Origin of the sequence: Pseudomonas faucium (assembly GCF_021602585.1) — a bacterium.
Lineage (GTDB): Bacteria > Pseudomonadota > Gammaproteobacteria > Pseudomonadales > Pseudomonadaceae > Aquipseudomonas > Aquipseudomonas faucium.
Window position 1 is genome coordinate 81,832 of the sequence record NZ_BQIP01000002.1, and the last position, 21,013, is coordinate 102,844.

The following is a 21,013-nucleotide window of genomic DNA, read 5'->3' on the forward strand; positions in this document are numbered from 1 at the left end:
GGGGCGCTATGCGCCCCGTTCGCGACACAAGGCCGCTCCTACAGGAGACCGTAGGAACGGCCTTGTGTCGCGAAAGGGCCGCGAAGCGGCCCCAGGATCTCAAGTCGAAACAGTTTCGTCAGGCGCAGGCGGTTGTTCATCCCTGATTTCATCTCCCTGCCGTTCATCCACAGGCGCCTGCACCTTGCGCAACCGGCTCAACTCCGGCAGCCCCACCTTGAGCAAGCGCGCCGTCTTGTTGCTGGCCACCTTCTCCAGCCCCTGCGCCGCCGGCAACCGCGCCAACTGCCCGGCCAGGTTCATCGCCAAAATCTCCCGCGAATACACCCCACCGCCCAGCTGGTAGATCGCCGCAATCAGCTCACGCAGGCTCAGCGGCAAGCGCCAGCGGGTGCGCAAGGCCGAGCCGAACGCCGCGCCGAAGTCATCCAGCGAGGCCTTGACCCGCGCCTCGTCCAGCTCGCCACCAGCCAATTGCCACTCCTGCAGGCAGCGCAACACCGCCAGGTCGCCCAGGCAATGCAACAGCCCGGCGCAGTAGCAGCGCTCTTCGTCCAGTTCGAGCATGCGCGCCAGCGAACGGGCGTACTCGGCGGTGTGCAGCGACAGGTTCCAGAAATGCGCAGCCTGCTGCGCCAGCAAGGGGTCGCTCAGGCGTGCGCTGCGCTTGAGGGTCAGGCCCAGGATGAGGTTCATGCTCTGGGTGCTGCCCAGCTTGTTCAGCGCCTGCATCAGGGTTTGCACCGGTGCGTCGCGGTGCAAGGCAGCGCTGTTGGCGGCGGCGATCAGCACGGCGGTCACTTGCGGGTCGCTGCGCACCTCTTCTTCCAGCACCTTGAGGTTCAAGCCCTGGGGGTTGAGCGCGCGCTGGATCGCCTGCTGCACATCGGCGAACAGCGGGCCGCCGTCGGCGCTGGCGCGGCGCTGCTCGAGAAAGGCCGGCAAGCTGGCACCGGGCTGCAGCGGTGGCACCGGGCAGGCGATTTCCTGGCCCACGGCCAGCAGCAGCTCCTCCAGGCGCTTGCGCAGGTTGTCCATGTTCAGCGGCTTGCTCAGGTAGGCCGTGGGGTGCAGGGGCAACGCCTCGCGCACGCTGGCACTGTCGCTGCGGCTGCTCATGAGGATGAACGGCAGGCCCGGCCCCTTGGCGCGCACCTTGCGCAAAAGGTCGAGGCCATCGATACCGGCCAACTCGCGGGCGGCAATGATCAGGTCGGGTTTGCTGGCCAGCGCCGTCAGCGCCTGGGCGCCATCGGCACACACCTGCAGGCGGGCGTCGCAGCGCACGCTCAGCAGCATTTCACGCAGCATGTCGCGTACCCAGGGGTCGCCCTCGGCGATCAGTACGCTAGGTGGTGTGGGGTCTGCAGCGTTCATGGCCAACTCCTGATATCCCTGACACGCAATCCGTCGCAGCTTCCAAGGCAAGTCCTGCCATCACCTTAGCCTCACGGGCCTTTCTTGGGCACAAAAAAAACCCGCCTAGGCGGGTTTTTTTATGAAGCGCGTCACATCAGGCGAGTTCAGCGAAGCACTCTTCGATGATGGCCAGGCCTTTGTCCAGCAGCGCGTCTTCGGCGGTCAGCGGAACCAGGATACGCAGGACGTTGCCGTAGGTGCCGCAGGACAGCAGGATCAGACCCTTGTCACGTGCCTTGGCAACCACTTGGGCGACGGCAGCAGCGTTCGGGGTGTGGGTGCCTTTTTCGAAGACTTCCACAGCGATCATCGAGCCCATGCCACGCACGTCGCCGATGATCGGGTGCTTTTCCTGGATCTGGCGCAGGCCAGCGGTCAGGCGCTCGCCAACAGCCTTGCTGCGGTCCAGCAGTTTCTCTTCCTCGAACACCTGGATGACGGCCAGGGCCGCGGCGCAGGCGATCGGCGAACCGGCGTAGGTGCCGCCCAGGCCGCCTGGAGCGATGGCGTCCATGTATTCGGCCTTGCCGCACACACCGGCCAGCGGGAAGCCGCCAGCGATGGATTTGGCGAAGGTGGTCAGGTCAGGCGCGACGCCCATCTGTTCCATGGCGAAGAAGGTACCGGTACGGCCGGCGCCAGTTTGTACTTCGTCGGCGATCAGCAGGATGCCGTGCTTGTCGCACAGCTCGCGCAGGCGCTTCATCAGCTCTTTCGGCGCTGGCAGGAAGCCGCCTTCGCCTTGTACTGGCTCGAGGATGATGGCGGCGATGTCGCGTGGCTCGGCGTCGTTCTTGAAGATGCGCTCGACCGAAGCGATGGCGTCGTCAACGCTGATACCGTGCAGTTCGCTCGGGAACAGGGCGCGGAAGATGCCGCCTGGCATCAGGCCCATGCCAGCGGAGTACGGCACGACCTTGCCGGTCAGGCCCAGGGTCATCATGGTACGGCCGTGGTAGCCGCCGGTGAAGGCGATCACGCCAGCGCGGCCAGTGGCGGCACGGGCGATCTTGACGGCGTTTTCAACGGCTTCGGAGCCGGAAGTCACCAGCAGGGTCTTCTTGTCGAAGTCGCCTGGAACCAGCTTGTTGATCTTCTCGCACAGCTCTACGTAGGGTTCGTAGGCCAGCACCTGGAAGCAGGTGTGGCTGACTTTGGTCAGCTGCTCTTGCACGGCTGCAACCACTTTCGGGTGCAGGTGGCCGGTGTTCAGTACTGCGATGCCGCCGGCGAAGTCGATCAGTTCGCGGCCTTCAACGTCGATCACGGTCGCGTTCTTCGCGGTGTCGACGAAGATCGGGTGGATCTGGCCAACGCCACGTGGGACGGCGGCTACACGACGTTGCATCAAGGATTCGTTGGTCTTGCTCATAATGCCCTCATTTGCGCCGGTCAGCGGCGCTTTTACTCGGGGGTGGCTGGGTGTGCCTGTGATCAGTATTCGTTGATCGACTGTCACAGGTGCCCAGGCCACCAGGTACTGCATGTCAAAAAGGCCAGCGAGACGTCGCTCTCGCGCCCCGCTGGCAGAGGTAAAACCTTCAGTACATCAGATGCTGATGCACAGGTACTTGATCTCGAGGTAGTCCTCGATACCGTACTTGGAACCTTCACGGCCCAGGCCCGAAGCCTTGATGCCGCCGAACGGCGCGACTTCGTTGGAGATCAGGCCGGTGTTGATGCCGACCATGCCGTATTCCAGGGCCTCGGCAACACGGAACACACGGCTCATGTCGCGGGCGTAGAAGTACGAGGCCAGGCCGAATTCGGTGTCGTTGGACATGGCGATGACTTCGGCCTCGTCCTTGAAGCGGAACAGCGGCGCCAGTGGGCCGAAGGTTTCTTCCTTGGCCACAGCAGCCGACTTCGGCACGTCGACCAGGATGGTCGGCTCGAAGAAGTTGCCTTCGATGATCTTGCCGCCGGCCAGTACCTTGGCGCCTTTGGATACGGCGTCGTCGATGTGTTCCTGGACCTTGGCGACAGCCTTGCCGTCGATCAGCGGGCCAGTGGTGGTGCCTTCTTCCAGGCCGTTACCGATCTTCAGCTTGCCAACAGCAGCGGCCAGCTTCTGGGCGAAGGCGTCGTAGACACCGTCCTGCACGTAGATACGGTTGGCGCAGACGCAGGTCTGGCCGTTGTTGCGGTACTTGGAGATGATCGCGCCCTCGACCGCCTTGTCCAGGTCGGCGTCGTCGAACACGATGAACGGGGCGTTGCCACCCAGCTCCAGGGAAACCTTCTTGATGTCCTTGGCGCATTCTTCCATCAGCTGGCGACCGATTTCGGTCGAGCCGGTGAAGGACAGCTTGCGTACCAGGGAGTTGCCGGTCAGCTCGCCGCCGACTTCGCCAGCGCTGCCGGTTACCACGCTCAGCACGCCAGCCGGGATGCCGGCACGGTTGGCCAGCTCGACCAGGGCCAGGGCGGAGTACGGGGTCTGCGAGGCAGGCTTGAGCACCATGGTGCAACCGGCGGCCAGGGCCGGGCCGGCTTTACGGGTGATCATCGCGGCCGGGAAGTTCCACGGGGTGATGGCGGCGGTAACGCCGATCGGCTGCTTGATGACGATCAGGCGCTTGTCGGCCTGGTGGCCCGGGATGGTGTCGCCGTAGATGCGCTTGGCTTCTTCGGCGAACCACTCGATGAACGAGGCAGCGTAGGCGATTTCGCCCTTGGCTTCGGCCAGTGGCTTGCCCTGCTCGGTGGTCATCAGGCGGGCCAGGTCTTCCTGGTTCTCGATCATCAGTTCGAACCAGCGACGCAGCTTGGCCGAACGCTCCTTGGCGGTCAGTGCACGCCAGGCCGGCAGGGCCTTGTCGGCGGCTTCGATGGCGCGGCGAGTTTCCGCGGTGCCCATCTTCGGCACGGTACCGATGACTTCACCGGTGGCCGGGTTGGTCACCTTGATGGTCTGGCCGCTGTCCGCATCCAGCCACTCACCGTTGATGAAGGCTTGCTGGCGGAACAACTGAGCGTCTTTGAGCTGCATGTCGGCTTCCCGAATTGTTGAATTATTGAAAAGCGCCCAATACAGGGCATCGAGCGTTTGAAATCTCAAACGAATGCTAAGGGGATGCTGGGGTGTAGGACAATAGGCTGTTCGAAAAAAAGAACGAATGGTTGAACACCCGGAGGGGATTTCATGTTTTTTGTAGCAGCAACTGGCCCTATCGCCGGCAAGCCGGCGATAGGGCCAGTACAGGTTAGACGAATGAACTGAAGAAAATGTGAAAGGAGGACCGACGGCCCTCCCGAACAGAATGACTCAGAACGCCTTGGCCAAGTCGATCACCAAAGCCCGGTAACCCACACTCCCCGGCTGGCGGCTATGCACCTTCAGCTCCACCAGCACCTCCTGGGTGCCGCGGCGCACTTCGTTGAGCACGGTGGTGGTGAGCTTCTCCGGCGTGAGGAAGTTCACCGAAGCCGAATAGATGAACTGGGTATCGGTTTCCGGCCGGTAAGCCACCACCGAGGTCACCGGGCTGTACCACTCGTCGCCACGCTCCTTGCCGTACTCCCACAGCTGCTCGACCGTGCCCTTGGCCTCGTCGATCTTGTATTCCACCGCCCGGCTGTAGTTGCCGCTGAGCTTGGTCGGGGCAAAGTCGCGCCCCCAGCCATTGTCGAACACGGTCAGCGTGCCTTTGCCGGTCAACCAGGCGGTGTGCTGGGTCCAGGACCAGTCGAAGCCTTCGCTGGCAATCGGCTTGAGCACCTTGCCCTGCAAGCGCTGCGGCCAGCCTTGCGGCGAGGCCAGGATCCACTTCACCTGCTTGTCGCGGCCGATCTTCGCCACGCCCTGGTGGCGAGCTGAAACGATGATGCTGTCGTCATCGGCGTCGTAGTCGATGGCATTGACGTGCGCCCAGTTGCGCCCGGTGCCCACGCCCGGGGTGTCGCCGAACGGCAGGTCGCCTTCGGCCAGTTCGTTGGCCAGGCGGTCGTCCTGCTTGCGTACCCCCTCAGGCAGTTGCAACGCCGCCTTGCCCAGGGTTTCCAGCAGGTCCCCGCGGTAGGGGTCGAGGATCTGGTTCAGGTCCCAGAAGTCCAGCACATCACCCGCTTCATCGACCTCGATGATGTGGTCGCGGATCGAGCGCACGCGCTTGCCGTCCGGGCGGCGGTAGTCGCTGGTGCCGACGCGCAGCAGGTAGGTGCCGTTGGCAGTCTCGCGGATTTCGTGGGAGAAGTCGGCGAACTTGTCGGGCAGGGTCCGCTGCCAGATGCGCCGGCCGAGCAGGTCGAACTTGGAGTAGGTCTGGCCCTGGCCCCAGATCAGCTTGCCGTCGCGGGTCTGCTGGAAGCCCATGGTGCCGCCCAAGCCGTCGCGGCGGTTGGAGTCGTGGATCTGCTCGATGTCCAGGTACCAGCGCACGTCACCATTGCTGTCGGCGATCCAGTTGTTGCCCACCTGGTCCCACTCGGCGGCGCCGCCCAGGCCGTTCCACTTGAAGGCGCGCGCGCCGGGGATGTCACCTTGCAGGTGGTTGAACAGGTACAGGCGGTTTTCAAAGCCAGGGGCGACCTTGACCGGCTCCACTTCCGGCAACGCGGCCGTCTGCTTGGCCACCACCGGCAGGCGCACGGCAGGCGCGTAGATCTGGTAGCGCTGGCGGATGCGTTCGCCATCGAGCTTGTAGGTCACTTCCACCTGGTTGACGTAGTCCGGGTACAGGCCGAACACCGGGATGCCGCCGTAGGTCCACAGCGAACGGTCGGACACCTCGTAGGCGATGTCGACACCGCGCTCGCCACGGCCCAGCACGCGCACGTGGGCCGAACTCAGGGCGCGCCCGCCGTCGCGGATGATCGCGGTCAGCGGCGCCAGGCGGTACGGGTTGACCAGCACATCGCCGAGCAGCGCGTCGTCATGCTCGGGCACCTTGGCCGTGAGGCAGGCGCCTTCAGGCAATACGGGGTTTTCGGTTTTGGCATTCATGGCAAAGCTCCTTTTTACTCAGAAGTCGTAACGGGCGGTGGCGCCGAAGGTGCGCGGGGTGCCGAGCACACCGGCATAACCACCGTTGGCGGAGTTCCACAGGCTGGTGAAGTAGGTCTTGTCGCCGGCGTTCTTCACCCACAGCGACAGGTCGAGCACGCCGTCGCCCTGGTCCAGGCGCACGCCGGTGGAGAGGTTGACCAGCGCGTAGCTGGGGATCTGGCCGTAGTCGGAATCGTCGATGGTGCCCACCGCCTTGGAGCGGAACGCATAGCTGGCGGTGACGTAGGGCTCGACGTGCTCGGCCAGCTGCCACTTGTACTGGCCGTTGAGGTTGGCGATGTACTTGGAGGCGCCGACCACCTGGTGGCCGGACAGGTCGCAGGTGGCGGCGGCGTTGGCCAGGCTCACTTCCGGCGGGCACGGGGCATCTTCGTAGTCGGTGTAGCGCACGTCGTTCCACGAGCCGTTGAAGTTCACCGTCAGGCCGCGAATCGGCAGCGCCGTGGCTTCGAATTCCAGGCCCCGCGAGCGCACGCTGCCGGCGTTGGCCAGGTACTGCACGCGGTTGGTCTCGTCGTAGACGTTGGCCTGGTAGCCATGTACTTCGGCCCAGAACAGGTTGGCGTTGAGCAGCAGGCGCTCGTCGAACAGCGTGCTCTTGAGGCCCAGCTCGGCGTTGTTGACCCGCTCGCTGCCGACCAGCAACGAATCGGTACCCAGGCGCGGCGCCGCACCCACGGTGAGGTTGACGCCGCCGGACTTCTCGCCATGGGTCAGGGTGGCGTAGCCGAGCAGTTGCTCGTTGAAGCGGTAGCTCAAACCGAGCAGGCCCGAGGGGCTGAAGCTGTACTGGTTGAGGTCGCCCGAATCGTAGGCCCCCACCCGGCCCTGGCGCGCCGCTGCGGCGGCACCGGTTACTGCAGCGCCACCTGCCGGCGCATCGCGGGTTACCCAGGCGCTTTTTTCTTCATAGGTGCCGCGCACGCCGGCGGTGAAGTCCAGGCGCTCGGTGAGGTGCCAGGTGCCTTGGGCGAACAGGGCGTAGCTGTCGGTGTCGATGTGCCCGTCGCCAATGGTGTTGACGTTGTTCAGCGCGCCGGCCGGGGTGAGGTTCCAGACGTCGGCCTGGGGGCCGTAATAGGTGAAGGAGGTGTTGTCCAGGTCCTGCTTGAAGTAGTAGGCGCCGAGCACGTAGTCGAAGGCACCGCCAGTGGGCGAGGCCAGGCGGATTTCCTGCGAGTACTGCTTGTCGCGCACCGAGACCCCGGCGCTGTAGAACACCGGCACGTTGAGGCCGTCGTCGTTGCGCGGGGTGAAGTCCCACCAGCGGTAGGCGGTGATCGAGGTCAGGGTGAAGTCGTTGGGCAGGGTCCAGTTGGCCTCGACCGAAGTGCCGCCCTGGAACACCGTCACTTGCTGGTCGGCGTCGAAATTGACCTTGCGGTGCTTGCCCGATACCAGCGTCGCGCCCGCCTGGGCCGCCAGGCTTTCGTAGCGGTTGACGCCATTGATGGTCGGCCCGGTGCTGTACAGGCTGAGGATGCCGTTGTCGGAGTCCTCTTCGTTGTAGTCGCCGATCCAGCGCAGGTTGAAGGTTTCGCTGGGCTTGAACAGCAGTTGGGTACGAAAGCCCTGGCGCTTGCCGCCGTTGAGGTCGTGGCCGTCGTGGATGTTCTTCACGTAGCCGTCGTCTTCGGTGTGGTAGGCGCTGATGCGCCCGGCCAGGGTGTCGCTGATCGGCCCGGAGAAGCTGCCCTGGGTCTGCAGGTAGCCATCTTCGCCGATCGACTGCTGGATGCTGCCTTCGCGGTGGAAGGTCGGCTTGCGCGTGGTGATGTTGAGCACCCCCGCCGTGGTGTTCTTGCCGAACAGCGTGCCCTGCGGGCCGCGCAGCACCTCGAGCTGCTCGACGTCGAGCAGGTCGAACACCGCCATGCCCGGGCGCCCCAGGTAGACGTTGTCGAGGTAGATGCCGACGCTGCCTTCCAGGCCGTCGCTGGCCGGGTTGTTGCCCAGGCCGCGAATCGAGATGCTCGACTGGCGCGCATGCACATAGGCCACGTTGGTGCTGGGCACCAGCTGTTGCAGATCCTGCACACGGTAGATGCGCTGGGTTTCCAGGGTTTCGCTGTCGAGCACGCTGATCGGCGTGGGCACGTCCTGCGCGGTTTCCTCGCGGCGCCGGGCATTGACCGTGACGGTGCCAAGCTTGGCGTCCTGTTCCACGCCGGGGGTGGCAGTGCTGGGCAGCGCTTCGGCGAAGCTGCTGCCCGAAGCCGCCAGCAACACGCCAGCGGCCAGGGGGTGCAAGGCGGCCCGCGACACGCGCGTTGGCCAACGAGAAACTCGGGTCATGCAAATGCTCCTTGAGGCATGGGCCCTGAGCGAGCATTTCCGTTGGCGGAACCGAATCGCGGTCAGTCGGGCTTATATTCTTTTAAGTGATATAAATATTTGTAATTCATATTTTGTGGAATAAGTAACACCCTTTATAAGGGGGCTCACCCTGTTCATCAATTGCATTCGACCGAAAGTTTCCATGTAGAAAATGCATATCGACCTCCGCCAGCTCCGCCACTTCATCGCCCTTGTCGAGCACCGCAGTTTTGTCGCTGCGGCGGCTGCGGTGAACCTGTCGCAATCGGCTTTCAGCCGCAGCATCCAGACCCTGGAGCACAACGTTGGCTGCCGCCTGGTCGACCGCGCCAGCAAGGAGCTGTCGCCCACCCGCCAGGGCTTGCTGGTACTGGAGCATTCGCGGCGCCTGGTGCACGGGGCGCACAACCTGGTCAACGAGATCCACCAGTTCAACGGCGCCACCACCGGCGTGGTGCGCTTCGGCTCCGGCCCTGCGCCAGCCGGCGGCCTGGTGCCGCGGGCCGTGGCGCGTTTCGTCGCCGAATACCCGGCGGCGCGCACCTGCTTCCAGGTGGATAACTGGCAGGCCTTGAACCGCAAGCTGATGGCCGAAGAGATCGAGTTCTTCGTCGCCGACACGCGCCAGTTCGAGTCCGACCCGGACTACCGCGTGCACAAGCTGACAGCCCAGCGCTGGCACTTCTGCTGCCGCGCCGGCCACCCGCTGACCACGCGCAGCCAGGTCAATGCCCGGGACCTGTTCGATTACCCGCTGGCCACCACCTTCCGCCCGCCAAACATCCGCAAGGTGCTCAGCGACCTCAGCGGCCGGCAGGACTTTCTGCCGACGGTGGAATGCGAGCATGGCTATGCACTGCTGAATGTGGTGATGCACTCGGACACCATCGGCATCGCCTGCAGTGCCAACCTGCGGCCCTACCAGACAGGGCTTGTGGCGCTTGAGTTGGCGGACCTGGCGCCGGAGCAGGAGGAGTCGTTCTACACCCGTTACGGGGTGGTGAGCCGGGTGGGGTATGGCTTGTCGCCGTTGGCGCAGGGGCTGGTCAGGCAACTGATTGCCTGTGATGGCGAGGGGTGATGGGCGGGGGCTTTGCCCCCGTTTCGCGACACAAGGCCGCTCCTACAGGAATACGCGATCCCCTGTAGGAGCGGCCTTGTGTCGCGAAAGGGCCGCAAAGCGGCCCCAGCAATATCAGCCCTTACGCGTAGTCCGGCTCAGTTGCCCATCGACCCCCACCGGCACCTCGCCCGCCAAGGTCACGCGGCGCACGATGCGCGCCTGGGTGCCGTAGTCATCCAACGCATAATGCTGCGTCGCCCGGTTATCCCAGATCGCCACGTCGCCCGCCTGCCAGCGCCAGCGCACGGTGTTCTCCAGGCGCGTCACATGCCCCTGCAGCACCGCGAACAAATGCTGCGAATCCGCCAGCGAATAGCCCTTGATGCGTTTCACGAAATGCCCCAGCTGCAGCGCCCGCTCGCCACTGACCGGGTGCACCCGCACCACCGGGTGCTCGGTCTCGTATACGGTCGAGGTGAACACCTGGCGGTAGCGTTCGAGCTTGGCCGGGTCGACGTCGGGCTTGATGCTGGCGTAGTCGTATTCGTTGCTGTGCACCGCCCACAGTTTGTCCGCCAGCTCGCGCAACGGCTCGGGCAGCTCCTGGTAGGCCGCAGCCGTGTTCGCCCACACGGTGTCGCCACCGGAAGCCGGGGCCACCACGCTGCGCAGGATCGAGGCTTTGGGGTAGGCATCGACGAAGGTCACGTCGGTGTGCCAGGAGTTGGCCCGCTGGCCTTCGGCGCCATCGAGCTGGAGCAGGTACTTGGTGCCGTCGACCACCGGCACGGTGGGGTGCGCCACCGGCTCGCCGAGCAGCTTGGCGAAGCCTTCCTGGCTCAGGTCGTCCAGGTGCGCCTGCTGGCGGAAGAAGATCACCTTGTGCTTGACCAGCGCGGCCTGGATGGCCGCGACCGTGTCGGCATCGAGGTCGGCGGACAGCTTCACCCCGCGGATTTCGGCGCCGATGCGGCCGGCGACCGGGTGGATATCGAGTTCGAGGGCTTGCGGCGCGGTGGCCAGTGCGGCATTGCTCATGGTCGTGGTCCTTTCTCAGTCATGGTCGGGTGTGGGTTCAACGGGCGGCCTGCACGGCCTGTTCCTGTTGCAAGGCAGCATCGAGGAAGCGGGTATCAATCCAGTCGGCCACCTGGAAGCTGCGGCGGATCAGGCGTTCCTTGGCGGCCAGGTCGACGCCTTGCTGCAGCTGGGCGACGAAGCCTGCATCCAGGCGTGGATCGAAGTAGTGGGCGAGGTCTTCCTGGGCCAGGTCGTCGGCGAGGATGCTGCGCGGCCAGTTCGCATTGCTGGCCACCAGGTCGACATAGGCGTCGCGGTTGTGTTCGTCGCGCAGCCACCTGGCGGCACGCTCCTGGGCATTGACCAGGCGCTGCACCAGCTCGGGGTACTTGCCGATGAATTCGCCGGTGCCCAGCAGTACCGCCTGGGTGCTGCCGGCGCCTTGCAGGTCGCGGGAGCTGACCGGCAGCTCGACCAGGCCGCGCTCACGCAGCGACAGCAGGCTGGAAAGGCCCCAGGTGGCGTCGATCTGCCGGGCGGCAATGGCGGCGTTGGCCGCATTGAAGTCCAGGTTGATCACTTTCAGGTCGCGCTCGGACAAGCCTTGGCTGGCCAGCGCACTGGCGAACGACAGCTGGTTGGCGGTGCCGCGAAACACCGCGACACGCTTGCCCTTGAGGTCGTGCAGGGTCTTGATGCCGGAGCCCGGCACCACGCCCAGGTAGCTTTTCACCCCACGCACGCCGGCCGTCAGCACGCGGGTGTCGAGGCCATTGGCCTTGCCGACGATCGCCGCCAGGTCGCCCAGGTAGGCGAAGTCGGCCTGGCCGTTGGCCAGCGCCTCGTTGATCACCGGCCCCGCGCCTTTGAAGAAGTGCCAGTCGATGCGGATGCCGTCCTTGGCGAATTCCTTCTCCAGCAGCTGCTGATCGCGCAGCACATCGACCACGCCGCCGGCACTGTGCTTGCTGCCTGCGCTCAGGTCGGGCACGGCGATGCGGATGGTTTCGGGCTTGGCCGGCTCGGCGGCCTGGGCATTGAGGGTGAACAGGCCGACCAGCCCGAGGGCGTGGATCAGGTGGCGCAATGGGGTTTTCATGGCAAGGCTCCTTGGCAGGCTGCCACCGGCGAGGGCCGGCGCTTTGGCCAGAAGCTAGGCAGGTCTGGTTAGAACCTACAAAGATCAAAACTTCATTTTTTAGTAACCAGAAGACATAAACCAAGCGGTATGCGGCCCACCGGGCAGGTTGCGGAAAACGCATGGAAAATATGAGGAAAACGCAATGGCAGGAGGCTTCCGCCTGCAAGAGCTGCATGCTCTTATCTCTTGAAAGGCACATATGTGAATTTTTCATTCCATAAGTGCATAACCTAGAAACGCTTCGAGAGATGCCTGATGAATGGAGTTCTGAGCAAGGGGCGAGAGGGCATTCGGGGGCCGCTGCTTGGCCCATTCGCGGCACTGGGCCGCTCCCACACCCTGCCGTGGGTGCTGCCGCTGCTGATTGCGCTGCTGTGGGTGGTGGCGAGCCGGCAGCACTGGATGAGCGAGCAGATCCTGCCGGCGCCTTCGCTGGTGTGGCAGAGCGCGCTGGAGTTTGGCTCCGGCGAGCTCTGGGGGCACTTGTGGATAAGTTTGCAGCGGCTGTTCTGGGGGCTGCTCGCCGGTATCGCCAGCGGCCTGTTGCTGGGGACCTGGCTGGGCACTTCGCGGCGTGCGCAAACGCTGGTGCTGCCGACCTTCGTGGCGCTGGCGCAGATCCCCACCCTGGCGTGGATCCCGCTGTTCATGCTGTGCTTCGGCATCGGCGAACTGCTCAAGCTGGTGGTGTTGGTGAAGGCCGTGGTAGTGCCGGTCACCCTGCACACCCTGGTCGGTGTGCGCGATGCCCAGCCCAAGCTACGCGAAGCCGCTGCCGCGCTGCGCCTGCCGCGGCATTTGCTGTTCCTGCGGCTGTTGCTGCCGGCTGCCCTACCCGCCTTCCTCACCGGCGTGCGCCTGGCCCTGGCCACAGGCTGGACCTCGCTGCTGGCCGTGGAACTGCTGGCCTCCAGCGAAGGCATCGGTTACCTGATGGTGTGGGGCCGGCAGCTGTTCATGCTCGACCTGGTGCTGCTGTGCATCCTGGTGATCGGCCTGGTCGGCGCACTGCTGGAGCGCAGCTTTTCGTCCCTGGAAAAGCGCCTGCTGTACTGGCCGCAACCGGCTACCGGCGAACAGCAGCGCGGGCCAGTGCCCAAGGGCTGGCAAAGCCTGCTGCTGCCGGCAGCGCTGCTGGCGCTGTGGCAGGCCAGCAGCAGCTTGGGCTGGGTCGACGCGAACATCCTGACCTCGCCACTTGAAGTACTGCACACGCTGTTCACTGGCCTGGCCGACGGTTCGCTGCCGCAAGCCATGTTGCTGAGCCTGCAGCGCACCCTGGGCGGTTTGCTGCTCGGCGGCGGCGCGGGCTTGCTGATGGGCCTGCTGCTGGGCCTTTCGCACACCGCCGAGCGGCTGTTCGGGCCGAGCCTGTCGGCATTGCGCCAGGTCGCGCTGTTTGCCTGGGTGCCGCTGCTTACGGCCTGGTTCGGCCTGGGTGAAGGCGCCAAGCAGGTGTTCGTCGCCCTGGCCGCGTTCTTCCCGCTGCTGATCGCCACCCAGCGCGGCATCGCCAGCCTCTCGCCGCAACTGGGCGAAGCCGCCCGCACGCTGCGCCTGAACCTGTGGCAACGCCTGCGCCTGCTGGTGCTGCCCGGCGCTGCCCCGGCGATTTTCGCCGGCCTGCGCCTGTCGCTGATCTATGCCTGGCTGGGCACCATCGGCGCCGAATACTTCATGCCCTCGGACGGCGGCATCGCCAGCCTGATGATCGGCGCGCAGCAGCTGTTTCGCATGGACCAGGTGATGGCGGCCATGGTCCTGATCGGCCTGGTCGGCGCCCTGCTCGGCACCCTTGGACAACGCCTCGAATCGCGCGCCACGCGCTGGAGAACCGCATGAACGCTTTCAACACATCGCACTTGCTGGCCGCCAACCAACCCGACAGCACGCCCGCGCTGGTCAGCTTCGACAACGTCGGCAAGGTGTTCAGCGTCGATGGCCAGCCCTTCGAGGCCATCCGCAATTTCAACCTGTCGATCAACGAAGGCGAGTTCATTGCCATCGTCGGGGCGTCCGGCTGTGGCAAGTCGACCCTGCTGCGCCTGCTGGTGGGGCTGGACACCGACTACAGCGGCAACATCCGCGTCGATGGCCAGGCCGTTCGCGGCATTGGCGGCGAGCGCGGGATCGTGTTCCAGGAGCATCGGTTGTTCCCCTGGTTGACGGTGGAGCAGAACATCGCCCTGGGCCTGGTCAACGAGCCGCTGACCCAGGGCGAACGCGCCCGCCGCGTGCATGAATTCGTGCTGCTGGTGGGCCTGGTCGGCTTCGAGTCGGCCTACCCGCACCAGCTCTCCGGCGGCATGGCCCAGCGCGTGGCGATCGCCCGCGGGCTGGTGGCCAGCCCGCGCATCCTGTTGCTGGACGAGCCGTTCGGTGCCCTGGATGCGCTGACCCGCCAGCAGCTGCAGGATGAGCTGCTGGCCATCCGCGAACGGGCCGGGATCACCACCTTGCTGGTGACCCACGACGCCGAGGAAGCCACCTACCTGGCGGACCGGGTGGTGGTGCTGGAGCCGCGCCCGGGGCGGATCAAAGCGGTGGTCGAGATCGACCTGCCGCACCCGCGGCTGCGCACGGGGGTGGCGCTGCATGGGTTGCGCGAGAAGGTGCTGCACCAGATCACGGGGGATGGAGGGTATCTGCCGGCGCCAGCAAGGCGCGTCGAGGGGTTGAGGCCGGAGCTGATTGCCTTGTGAAGGCTACTGGCCCTATCGCCGGCAAGCCGGCTCCCACAGGGACCGCACAGTTCTCAAGCCCTGCGCTGTACCTGTGGGAGCCGGCTTGCCGGCGATGGGGCCGGTCGCTTCAACCCAGATCGTGCAGGTAGGCCCAGGGATAGATCCCCCGCTCATGCCCATCGCTGAACACCAGCTGCACCCCATACCCCTGCACCTCGACCCGCTCCACGCGCACATCCTCGCGGACCACGGCGATGCGCCCGGCAAGCCGCGCCGCACGGCATTGCGAGCACGGGCAGGCGCCGCGCAGGCGAGCGTGGCTGATGCTGCGCTCGCCATCGGCCCACTGCAACACCAACGCCCCAGGCCCACGCAGGTTGCGAATGGCCGCCGGCGCATTCATCACGCTGCCCCGCGCAGTTGCGCCAAGGCAATGCGCACGGCCTTGCGCACCTCCGGGTCGCTGTCTGCCTCGGCAGCCTGCAGCACCGGCAAGGCACGCGCCTGGCCCAGCTCGCCCAGCGCCAGGGCAGCCTCCTTGCGCAGGTTGGCTATGCCATGGCCGAGCAGCTCGCCAAGCGCGTCCAGCGCCGCGGCATGGCGCAGCCGCCCCAATGAGCGCGCAGCGCGCAGGCGAACCTGCCAGAAGCCATCGGCAAGCGCCGCGACCAGTGCCGGGCCGGCCTGCTCCTGGCCTACCTTGCCCAGGGTGGTGGCGGCTTCTTCACGCACTTGCCAGGCCTCGTCATGCAGCGCGGCGATCAACGCCGGCAGCACGGCGCTGTCGCGGGCAAGGCCCAGCGCGCCAATGGCCGCCCGGCGTACTTCGGTGTCCGGCTCGGCCTCGGCCAGCCGGGCCAGGGCCGGCAACGCGGGCTGATGCTTGAGCCAACCGAGAATCCCCACCGCCTCGCGGCGCACGGCCGCATCGTCATCGGCCAGCGCCAGCAGCGCCGGCGCCGCGGCCTCTTCCAGGCGCAGCTCGCGCAAGGCACGCAGGGCGCTGGCGCGCACGAAGGCATCGGCGTGGCTGGCCCAGGGCAAAATCAGCTGGCCGGCTTCGAGGCTCTTGAGTTCGCTGAGGCTCTGGGCTGCTGCCAGGCGCACCGGCTCGGCGCCATCGGCCAGCGCGGCGCACAAGGCCTGCACCACTTCGGGCTCCTCCCAGGCTTCGAGCAGCCGGGCGGCCTCGCTGCGAACCTCGGCGGCGGCATCGACCAGCAGCGCATCGGTCAGCCAAGGCAAGGCATCCGGGTCTTCCAGGTCGGCCAGCTCGATCAGGGCGATGCGCCGCACGCCAGCGTCGCTGGCCTCAAGGCGCGGCAGCAGGGCAAGGATCTCGGGGTTGTCGGTGTTTCGTTCAGTCATGGCGCGGTCCGTAGTGGCGGGTGGTTCAGCGCAGCAGGTAAGGGATGTCGACCTTCACCGCACCGGTGGGGCAGTCCTTCTCGCAGGGCATGCAGTACCAGCATTCGTCGAACGCCATGTAGGCCTTCTGCGTGGCCGGATTGATCGCCAGCAGGTCCATGGGGCAGACCTCGACGCACACGGTGCAGCCCTTTTCGGCAATGCATTTGTCTTCGTCGATGGTGACCGGGGCGCTGCTGCGAAAGAAGATTTCCTGGGGTTGGTAGGGCATGTCACGGGGTCCTTTGTTCTGGTTATTCGGTGAGGCTGATGGCCCTTTCGCCGGCAAGCCGGCTCCCACACCGATCACCGCTGACCGTGTGGGCGCGGCCCCGGTTCATGCGGCATCGGCCTTGACCCGCAGCCGGTCGTAGGCGGTCTGTTCCTCGGCATCCAGGGCGATCAGGTAGGGTTCGACAGCCTTCTTGAAGCTGGTCATCTGGCCGTCATCGCCCTTCTTCAGGTGGCAATGGCAAAACCACTCGCCATCGTTGCGCTCGGGGAAGTCGACCCGGTGGTGGTACAGCCCCCAGCGGCTTTCCTGGCGAAACAGCGAGGCGCGGGCGGCCATTTCGGCGCAGTCGCGAATCACCGTCACCTCCATCGCGCGCATCAGTTCGTGGGGGTTGCTGGCCTTCATCTGGGCCAGGTCGCGCTCGATGTCGGCAAACCGCGCCAGGCCGATTTCCATCTTCTTGGTCACCTTGGGCGGCTGCAGGTAGTCGTTGACCATGCGCCGCAGCTTGTACTCGACCTGCGCGGGCGGCAGGCCGTGCTCGCGTTGCAGTGGCGCGAACACCCGCTCGCGCTCGCGCTCGACCTGGGCCGCATCGACCTCGGCAAGCGCGCGCCCGGCCACGTACTGCGCGGCGTTGACACCGGCGAACCAGCCATAGGTGAAGGCACCGAGCATGTAGTTGTGCGGCACTGCCGCCATGTCACCGGCGGCGTACAGGCCCTTGACGCTGGTCTCGGCCTTCTCGTTGACCCACACCCCCGAGGCCGAATGCCCGGAACAGAAGCCGATCTCGGAGATGTGCATCTCGACCATGTGCTGGCGGTAGTCGGTGCCGCGCCCGGCATGGAACTGGCCACGGCTGGGGCGTTCGTTGCTGTGCAGGATCTCTTCGATGTTCTGGATGGTTTCCTCGGCCAGGTGGTCGAGCTTGAGGAACACCGGGCCGTTGCCGCCTTCGAGTTCCTGGTGGAACTCCCACATCATCTGCCCGCTCCAGTAGTCGCACTCGATGAAGCGCTCGCCCTTGCTGTTGGCGGTGTAGCCGCCCAGCGGGCCGGTCACGTAGGCGCAGGCCGGGCCGTTGTAGTCCTTGATCAGCGGGTTGATCTGGAAGCACTCCAAATTCGCCAGCTCCGCGCCTGCGTGGTAGGCCATGGCGTAGCCGTCGCCGGCATTGGTCGGGTTTTCGTAGGTGCCCATCAGGTAGCCCGAGGACGGCAGGCCCAGGCGCCCGGCGGCGCCACAGGCAAGGATCACCGCCTTGGCACGCACCACGCGGAACTCGCCGCTGCGGCAGTCGAACCCGAGCACGCCAGCAGCGGCGCCTTCGCCATCGAGCAGCACGCGGGTGCAGACCATGCGGTTGCTGATCTCGACGCGGGCGCGCTTGAGCTGGCGGTAGAGCACCTTCTTGATATCGTGCCCTTCGGGCATGGGCAGCACGTAGGCGCCCATGTGGTGCACCTTCTTCAATGCGTAGTCGCCGGTTTCGTCCTTCTCGAACTTCACGCCCCAGCGGTCGAGCTGCTCGATGGTCTCGAAGCTGTGGGTGGCATAGGCATGCACAGTGGCCTGGTTGACGATGCCGTCATTGGCCACGGTGATTTCCTTGGTGTACTGCTCGGGCGTGGCGTGGCCGGGGATGATGGCGTTGTTCAGGCCGTCCATGCCCATGCTGATGGCGCCGCTGCGCTTGACGTTGGCCTTGTCCAGCAACAGCACGCGCAGCGCTTTGTCATGCTCCTTGGCCTTGATCGCCGCCATCGGGCCGGCGGTGCCGCCGCCGATGACGATGATGTCGTAGTCCTGGGTCTGGATGCTCATGCCGTGCTCCCTTTCTGGCGGTCGATGCGCAGGCGGTACTGGAAGGCATCGCCGCGGTAGTAGAGGTGTTCGAAGTCCAGCGGCGCGCCGTCGGCGGTGTGGGTGAGGCGCTCGATACGCATGATCGGCGCGCCCTCCTGCACCTCCAGCGCCTGGGTCAGGTCGCTGTCGGCCAGCACGGCGTCGATGGCCAGGTCTGCGTGGCCGAGTGCGATGCCGCAGTCGTTTTCCAGCAGCAGGAAGATGTCGCGGGTGACCAGGTCGGCCTTCTCCAGCTTTTCGCCCACGGCCTTGGGCAGCCAGGTCAGCTCCAGCGAGACCGGCTCGCGGTTGATCAGCCGCACCCGGCGGATCTCGGTCACCAGGCTCCCCTCCTCGACCTGCAGCCGCGCCGCCACCAGGGCGCTGGCCGGCACGTGGCGGAAGCTGCGCAGGCGGTTGATCACTTCGTAGCCCATTTGCGTCATCGACTCGGCCAGGCCCTGCAAGGTGCTGACGTTCTGGAACGCCTTGGGCTTGGCGACGAAGGTGCCCTTGCCGTGGATCTTGAAGATCAGCCCCTCTTTCTGCAGGTCACCCAGCGCCTGGCGCACGGTGATGCGGCTGACATCGAACGCCTTGCCCAGCTCGTTTTCCGAGGGCATGCGGCTGTGCGGAGGGTAGGTGCCGTCGAGGATGCGCTCGCGCAGCAGTGCCTTGAGCTGGGTGTAGAGCGGTACGGGGGACAGGGGGAGCAGTTCGGCCATGGGTCTCTTCGCTGTTCGGTGACTTGTTATAACAAGTTGTGACCAGATAGTAGCGGGCATAAGAAACGCGCTGGAAATACTGTTAATGCATATGGATAGATGGGTTTGTCGTGGCCGGCCTGGGCAATCGGGAAAAATGGCCAAAGATCAAGGCGATGGACGACGCCGAATCAGATGGGTATCATGCGTGCGCGTTGCACTCGTAGCTCAGCTGGATAGAGTACTGCCCTCCGAAGGCAGGGGTCGTGGGTTCGAATCCCGCCGAGTGCGCCATATCACGAGAAGCCCTGGGCCTGAGCCCGGGGCTTTTTCATTTGTGCGACATGTCGCACTCCAGGCACTCCCGTGCCACTGCGCATTGGTGATAGCGTGAGCATCCTTTTTCCCGTCTCGCGAAGGAATGCGCACGCTCATGCTCCTGAAAAAACTGACTGCAACGCTCGTGCTGGCCAGTGCCGGCCTGCTCATGCTCCCCGCCCACGCCAACCTCTCGCAGCAACAGTCCGCGGCCATCATCAAGGCCTACGACGGCGCCGATCCTGCCGACTTCAAGGCGTTCATCGGCAAGCTCAACGGCAGTGATCTGGCCAAGGCCGACAACCTCGGCGCAACCCTCGAGGCCTTCCTCGCCAACAAGCCGCTGAGCGCCGAGCAGCAGAACGAGATCAACCGCCTGCTGGGCCTGTACACCCGCATCAAGTACGGCAAGGCTGCCACCGAAACCCTGCGCGAGCTGGTGGCCATCCCCACCTTCAGCGTCGAAGGCGTGCCGCAGCACGAGAACCCCGAGTTCCTCAAGATCGCCGACAAGATCAAGGCCCTGGCCGAAGGCTTTGGCCTGGCCTTCCGCAACATCGACAACCGCGTGTACGAGATTTCCCTCGGCGAGGGCAAGGAAGTGGTGGGTATCCATGCCCATGCCGACGTGGTGCCGGTCAACCCGGACAACTGGAAGCTGGACGACGGCACCCGCCTGGACCCGTTCAAGGTCACCCTGGTCGGCGACCGCATGTACGGGCGCGGCACCGAGGACGACAAGAACGGCATCGTCGTGGCGCTGTATGCGCTGAAGGTGGCCAAGGACGAGAAACTGCCCCTGGCCCGGCAGTTCAAGCTGCTGATCGACACCACCGAAGAAACCAGCGGAGAGGCCATCCCCTACTACTTCGCCCGCAACCCGACGCCCGACTACAACCTGGCGCTCGATGGCGGCTACCCGGTGGTGATCGCCGAAAAAGGCTACGGCACCATCATGGCCAGCTTCAGCAAACGCCCGGCCAGCGGCAAGGGTGCGGAAATCGTCAACCTGACCGGCGGCCTGGCCACCAACCAGATTCCGACCACCTCGGTGGCCACGCTGAAAAGCGACAAGCCGGCGCAACTGGCCGCGCAACTGGAAAAAGCCGGCGCCGACTACGTGCAGCGCAACGGCAACGACTTCAAGATCACCGCCAAGGCCGAAGGCGACAAGGTGCTGCTCACGGTGACCGGTGTTTCGGCCCACTCCTCCGAGCCGGAATCCGGGGTCAACCCGGTGGCGCGCATGCTCGGGTTCATCAACGGCCTGGGCGAGCAGGTGCCGCTCAAGCACAACCAGTTCACCGACGCCGCCCGCTATGCCGCCGACAACTGGGGCCTGGACTACCTGGGCAACAAGCTCGGCGTGGCGTTCAAGGACGACTTCATGGGCCCGCTGACCGCCTCGCTGACCTTTGTCGGCGTGGACAAGAAAGGCCTGAAACTGGCGGTGAACCTGCGCATCCCCAAGGGCAAGCCACTGGCCACGATCAAGGACGAACTGGCCGACAAGCTGGGCGACTGGGCCCGCCAGAGCCACACCTCGGTGGCCTTCAACTACAGCCTCGACGAGCCGATGTACCGCAACCCCGAGGGTGAATGGGTCAAGGCCCTGCTCGATGTTGCCAGCGAGAACCTGGGCATGCAGCACGCGTTCGGCACATCGGCCGGCGCCACCTCGGTGCATGACCTGCCCAACGGCGTGCAGTTCGGCCTGGCCATGCCGGACGTGAAGTACACCGGGCACAACGACAACGAGTTCAAGACCGTGGAGCAGTTCATGCTCGACCTGCAGGTGGTGAGCGAGATGGTGGCGCGGATCGGGCAGATGCCCAAGCTTTGATCGTTTT

At 65.4% G+C, this 21,013-nt stretch carries 16 protein-coding genes and 1 tRNA gene; 5 read left to right on the top strand and 12 right to left on the bottom strand.

What is annotated here, in order from left to right; translation table 11 throughout:
* Window positions 1–99 precede the first annotated feature (99 nt).
* The 5 genes from L6D75_RS03030 to L6D75_RS03050 all read right to left on the bottom strand — a co-directional run bounded on the left by L6D75_RS03030 (window position 100) and on the right by L6D75_RS03050 (window position 8,722).
* Entirely contained in the window at window positions 100–1,377 is a 1,278-nt protein-coding gene (locus L6D75_RS03030; RefSeq protein WP_176511998.1) for a response regulator, read from the bottom strand.
* Window positions 1,378–1,513: 136 nt separating this feature from the next.
* Complete coding sequence (gene gabT / locus L6D75_RS03035) at window positions 1,514–2,791, bottom strand: 4-aminobutyrate--2-oxoglutarate transaminase (protein ID WP_176511999.1); 1,278 nt, start codon at window positions 2,789–2,791, stop codon at window positions 1,514–1,516.
* A 177-nt stretch (window positions 2,792–2,968) separates the two neighbouring features.
* The gene (gabD, locus tag L6D75_RS03040) at window positions 2,969–4,411 is read right to left on the bottom strand and encodes an NADP-dependent succinate-semialdehyde dehydrogenase (RefSeq protein ID WP_176512000.1); all 1,443 of its coding nucleotides are present in this window, start codon (window positions 4,409–4,411) and stop codon (window positions 2,969–2,971) included.
* 276 nt (window positions 4,412–4,687) lie between these two features.
* Window positions 4,688–6,364 carry an aryl-sulfate sulfotransferase gene (locus L6D75_RS03045; protein WP_176512001.1) on the bottom strand — a complete coding sequence of 559 codons (1,677 nt, stop codon included), beginning with the start codon at window positions 6,362–6,364 and terminating at the stop codon, window positions 4,688–4,690.
* 18 nt (window positions 6,365–6,382) lie between these two features.
* The gene (locus L6D75_RS03050; protein WP_176512002.1) at window positions 6,383–8,722 is read right to left on the bottom strand and encodes a TonB-dependent receptor; all 2,340 of its coding nucleotides are present in this window, start codon (window positions 8,720–8,722) and stop codon (window positions 6,383–6,385) included.
* A gap of 193 nt (window positions 8,723–8,915) precedes the next feature.
* Between L6D75_RS03050 and L6D75_RS03055 the strand changes: the two genes are divergently transcribed.
* A complete protein-coding gene (locus L6D75_RS03055) occupies window positions 8,916–9,824 on the top strand; it encodes a LysR family transcriptional regulator (RefSeq protein ID WP_176512003.1) in 909 nt (302 codons plus the stop codon).
* Between the two features lie 114 nt (window positions 9,825–9,938).
* Here L6D75_RS03055 and L6D75_RS03060 read toward each other — a convergent pair whose 3' ends face one another.
* Window positions 9,939–10,844, bottom strand: a complete 906-nt coding sequence (locus tag L6D75_RS03060) for a TauD/TfdA dioxygenase family protein (protein WP_176512004.1) — start codon at window positions 10,842–10,844, stop codon at window positions 9,939–9,941.
* A gap of 37 nt (window positions 10,845–10,881) precedes the next feature.
* A complete protein-coding gene (locus tag L6D75_RS03065) occupies window positions 10,882–11,925 on the bottom strand; it encodes an ABC transporter substrate-binding protein (RefSeq protein WP_176512005.1) in 1,044 nt (347 codons plus the stop codon).
* A 297-nt stretch (window positions 11,926–12,222) separates the two neighbouring features.
* On the opposite strand from L6D75_RS03065, the gene L6D75_RS03070 reads away from it, so the two are divergent.
* Both L6D75_RS03070 and L6D75_RS03075 read left to right on the top strand, forming a co-directional pair.
* Complete coding sequence (locus tag L6D75_RS03070) at window positions 12,223–13,809, top strand: ABC transporter permease (RefSeq protein ID WP_236193413.1); 1,587 nt, start codon at window positions 12,223–12,225, stop codon at window positions 13,807–13,809.
* Window positions 13,806–14,669, top strand: a complete 864-nt coding sequence (locus L6D75_RS03075; protein ID WP_176512006.1) for an ABC transporter ATP-binding protein — start codon at window positions 13,806–13,808, stop codon at window positions 14,667–14,669. The genes L6D75_RS03070 and L6D75_RS03075 overlap by 4 nt, the downstream gene beginning before the upstream one ends.
* 109 nt (window positions 14,670–14,778) lie before the next feature.
* Here the strand turns inward: L6D75_RS03075 and L6D75_RS03080 are convergent, their stop codons facing one another.
* The 5 genes from L6D75_RS03080 to L6D75_RS03100 form a co-directional block, all read right to left on the bottom strand.
* Window positions 14,779–15,054, bottom strand: a complete 276-nt coding sequence (locus tag L6D75_RS03080; protein ID WP_236193414.1) for a DUF971 domain-containing protein — start codon at window positions 15,052–15,054, stop codon at window positions 14,779–14,781.
* Window positions 15,054–16,019, bottom strand: a complete 966-nt coding sequence (locus tag L6D75_RS03085) for a HEAT repeat domain-containing protein (RefSeq protein WP_176511432.1) — start codon at window positions 16,017–16,019, stop codon at window positions 15,054–15,056. Before L6D75_RS03085 ends, L6D75_RS03080 begins: the two co-directional genes overlap by 1 nt.
* A gap of 25 nt (window positions 16,020–16,044) precedes the next feature.
* Window positions 16,045–16,290, bottom strand: a complete 246-nt coding sequence (locus L6D75_RS03090; protein ID WP_176511431.1) for a 4Fe-4S dicluster domain-containing protein — start codon at window positions 16,288–16,290, stop codon at window positions 16,045–16,047.
* 105 nt (window positions 16,291–16,395) lie between these two features.
* Window positions 16,396–18,120, bottom strand: a complete 1,725-nt coding sequence (locus tag L6D75_RS03095; protein ID WP_176511430.1) for a fumarate reductase/succinate dehydrogenase flavoprotein subunit — start codon at window positions 18,118–18,120, stop codon at window positions 16,396–16,398.
* Complete coding sequence (locus L6D75_RS03100; RefSeq protein WP_176511429.1) at window positions 18,117–18,866, bottom strand: GntR family transcriptional regulator; 750 nt, start codon at window positions 18,864–18,866, stop codon at window positions 18,117–18,119. Before L6D75_RS03100 ends, L6D75_RS03095 begins: the two co-directional genes overlap by 4 nt.
* Window positions 18,867–19,062: 196 nt before the next feature.
* On the opposite strand from L6D75_RS03100, the gene L6D75_RS03105 reads away from it, so the two are divergent.
* Both L6D75_RS03105 and L6D75_RS03110 read left to right on the top strand, forming a co-directional pair.
* Window positions 19,063–19,139: transfer RNA gene (locus tag L6D75_RS03105), tRNA-Arg, on the top strand.
* Window positions 19,140–19,278: 139 nt separating this feature from the next.
* Window positions 19,279–21,006 carry a dipeptidase gene (locus L6D75_RS03110; RefSeq protein WP_176511428.1) on the top strand — a complete coding sequence of 576 codons (1,728 nt, stop codon included), beginning with the start codon at window positions 19,279–19,281 and terminating at the stop codon, window positions 21,004–21,006.
* Window positions 21,007–21,013 lie beyond the last annotated feature (7 nt).

Coding starts and splice junctions, on each gene's coding strand:
- L6D75_RS03030 (WP_176511998.1), bottom strand. CDS start 1,377: ATGAACGCTGCAGACCCCACACCACCTAGCGTACTGATCGCCGAGGGC.
- gabT (WP_176511999.1), bottom strand. CDS start 2,791: ATGAGCAAGACCAACGAATCCTTGATGCAACGTCGTGTAGCCGCCGTC.
- gabD (WP_176512000.1), bottom strand. CDS start 4,411: ATGCAGCTCAAAGACGCTCAGTTGTTCCGCCAGCAAGCCTTCATCAAC.
- L6D75_RS03045 (WP_176512001.1), bottom strand. CDS start 6,364: ATGAATGCCAAAACCGAAAACCCCGTATTGCCTGAAGGCGCCTGCCTC.
- L6D75_RS03050 (WP_176512002.1), bottom strand. CDS start 8,722: ATGACCCGAGTTTCTCGTTGGCCAACGCGCGTGTCGCGGGCCGCCTTG.
- L6D75_RS03055 (WP_176512003.1), top strand. CDS start 8,916: ATGCATATCGACCTCCGCCAGCTCCGCCACTTCATCGCCCTTGTCGAG.
- L6D75_RS03060 (WP_176512004.1), bottom strand. CDS start 10,844: ATGAGCAATGCCGCACTGGCCACCGCGCCGCAAGCCCTCGAACTCGAT.
- L6D75_RS03065 (WP_176512005.1), bottom strand. CDS start 11,925: ATGAAAACCCCATTGCGCCACCTGATCCACGCCCTCGGGCTGGTCGGC.
- L6D75_RS03070 (WP_236193413.1), top strand. CDS start 12,223: ATGAATGGAGTTCTGAGCAAGGGGCGAGAGGGCATTCGGGGGCCGCTG.
- L6D75_RS03075 (WP_176512006.1), top strand. CDS start 13,806: ATGAACGCTTTCAACACATCGCACTTGCTGGCCGCCAACCAACCCGAC.
- L6D75_RS03080 (WP_236193414.1), bottom strand. CDS start 15,054: ATGAATGCGCCGGCGGCCATTCGCAACCTGCGTGGGCCTGGGGCGTTG.
- L6D75_RS03085 (WP_176511432.1), bottom strand. CDS start 16,019: ATGACTGAACGAAACACCGACAACCCCGAGATCCTTGCCCTGCTGCCG.
- L6D75_RS03090 (WP_176511431.1), bottom strand. CDS start 16,290: ATGCCCTACCAACCCCAGGAAATCTTCTTTCGCAGCAGCGCCCCGGTC.
- L6D75_RS03095 (WP_176511430.1), bottom strand. CDS start 18,120: ATGAGCATCCAGACCCAGGACTACGACATCATCGTCATCGGCGGCGGC.
- L6D75_RS03100 (WP_176511429.1), bottom strand. CDS start 18,866: ATGGCCGAACTGCTCCCCCTGTCCCCCGTACCGCTCTACACCCAGCTC.
- L6D75_RS03110 (WP_176511428.1), top strand. CDS start 19,279: ATGCTCCTGAAAAAACTGACTGCAACGCTCGTGCTGGCCAGTGCCGGC.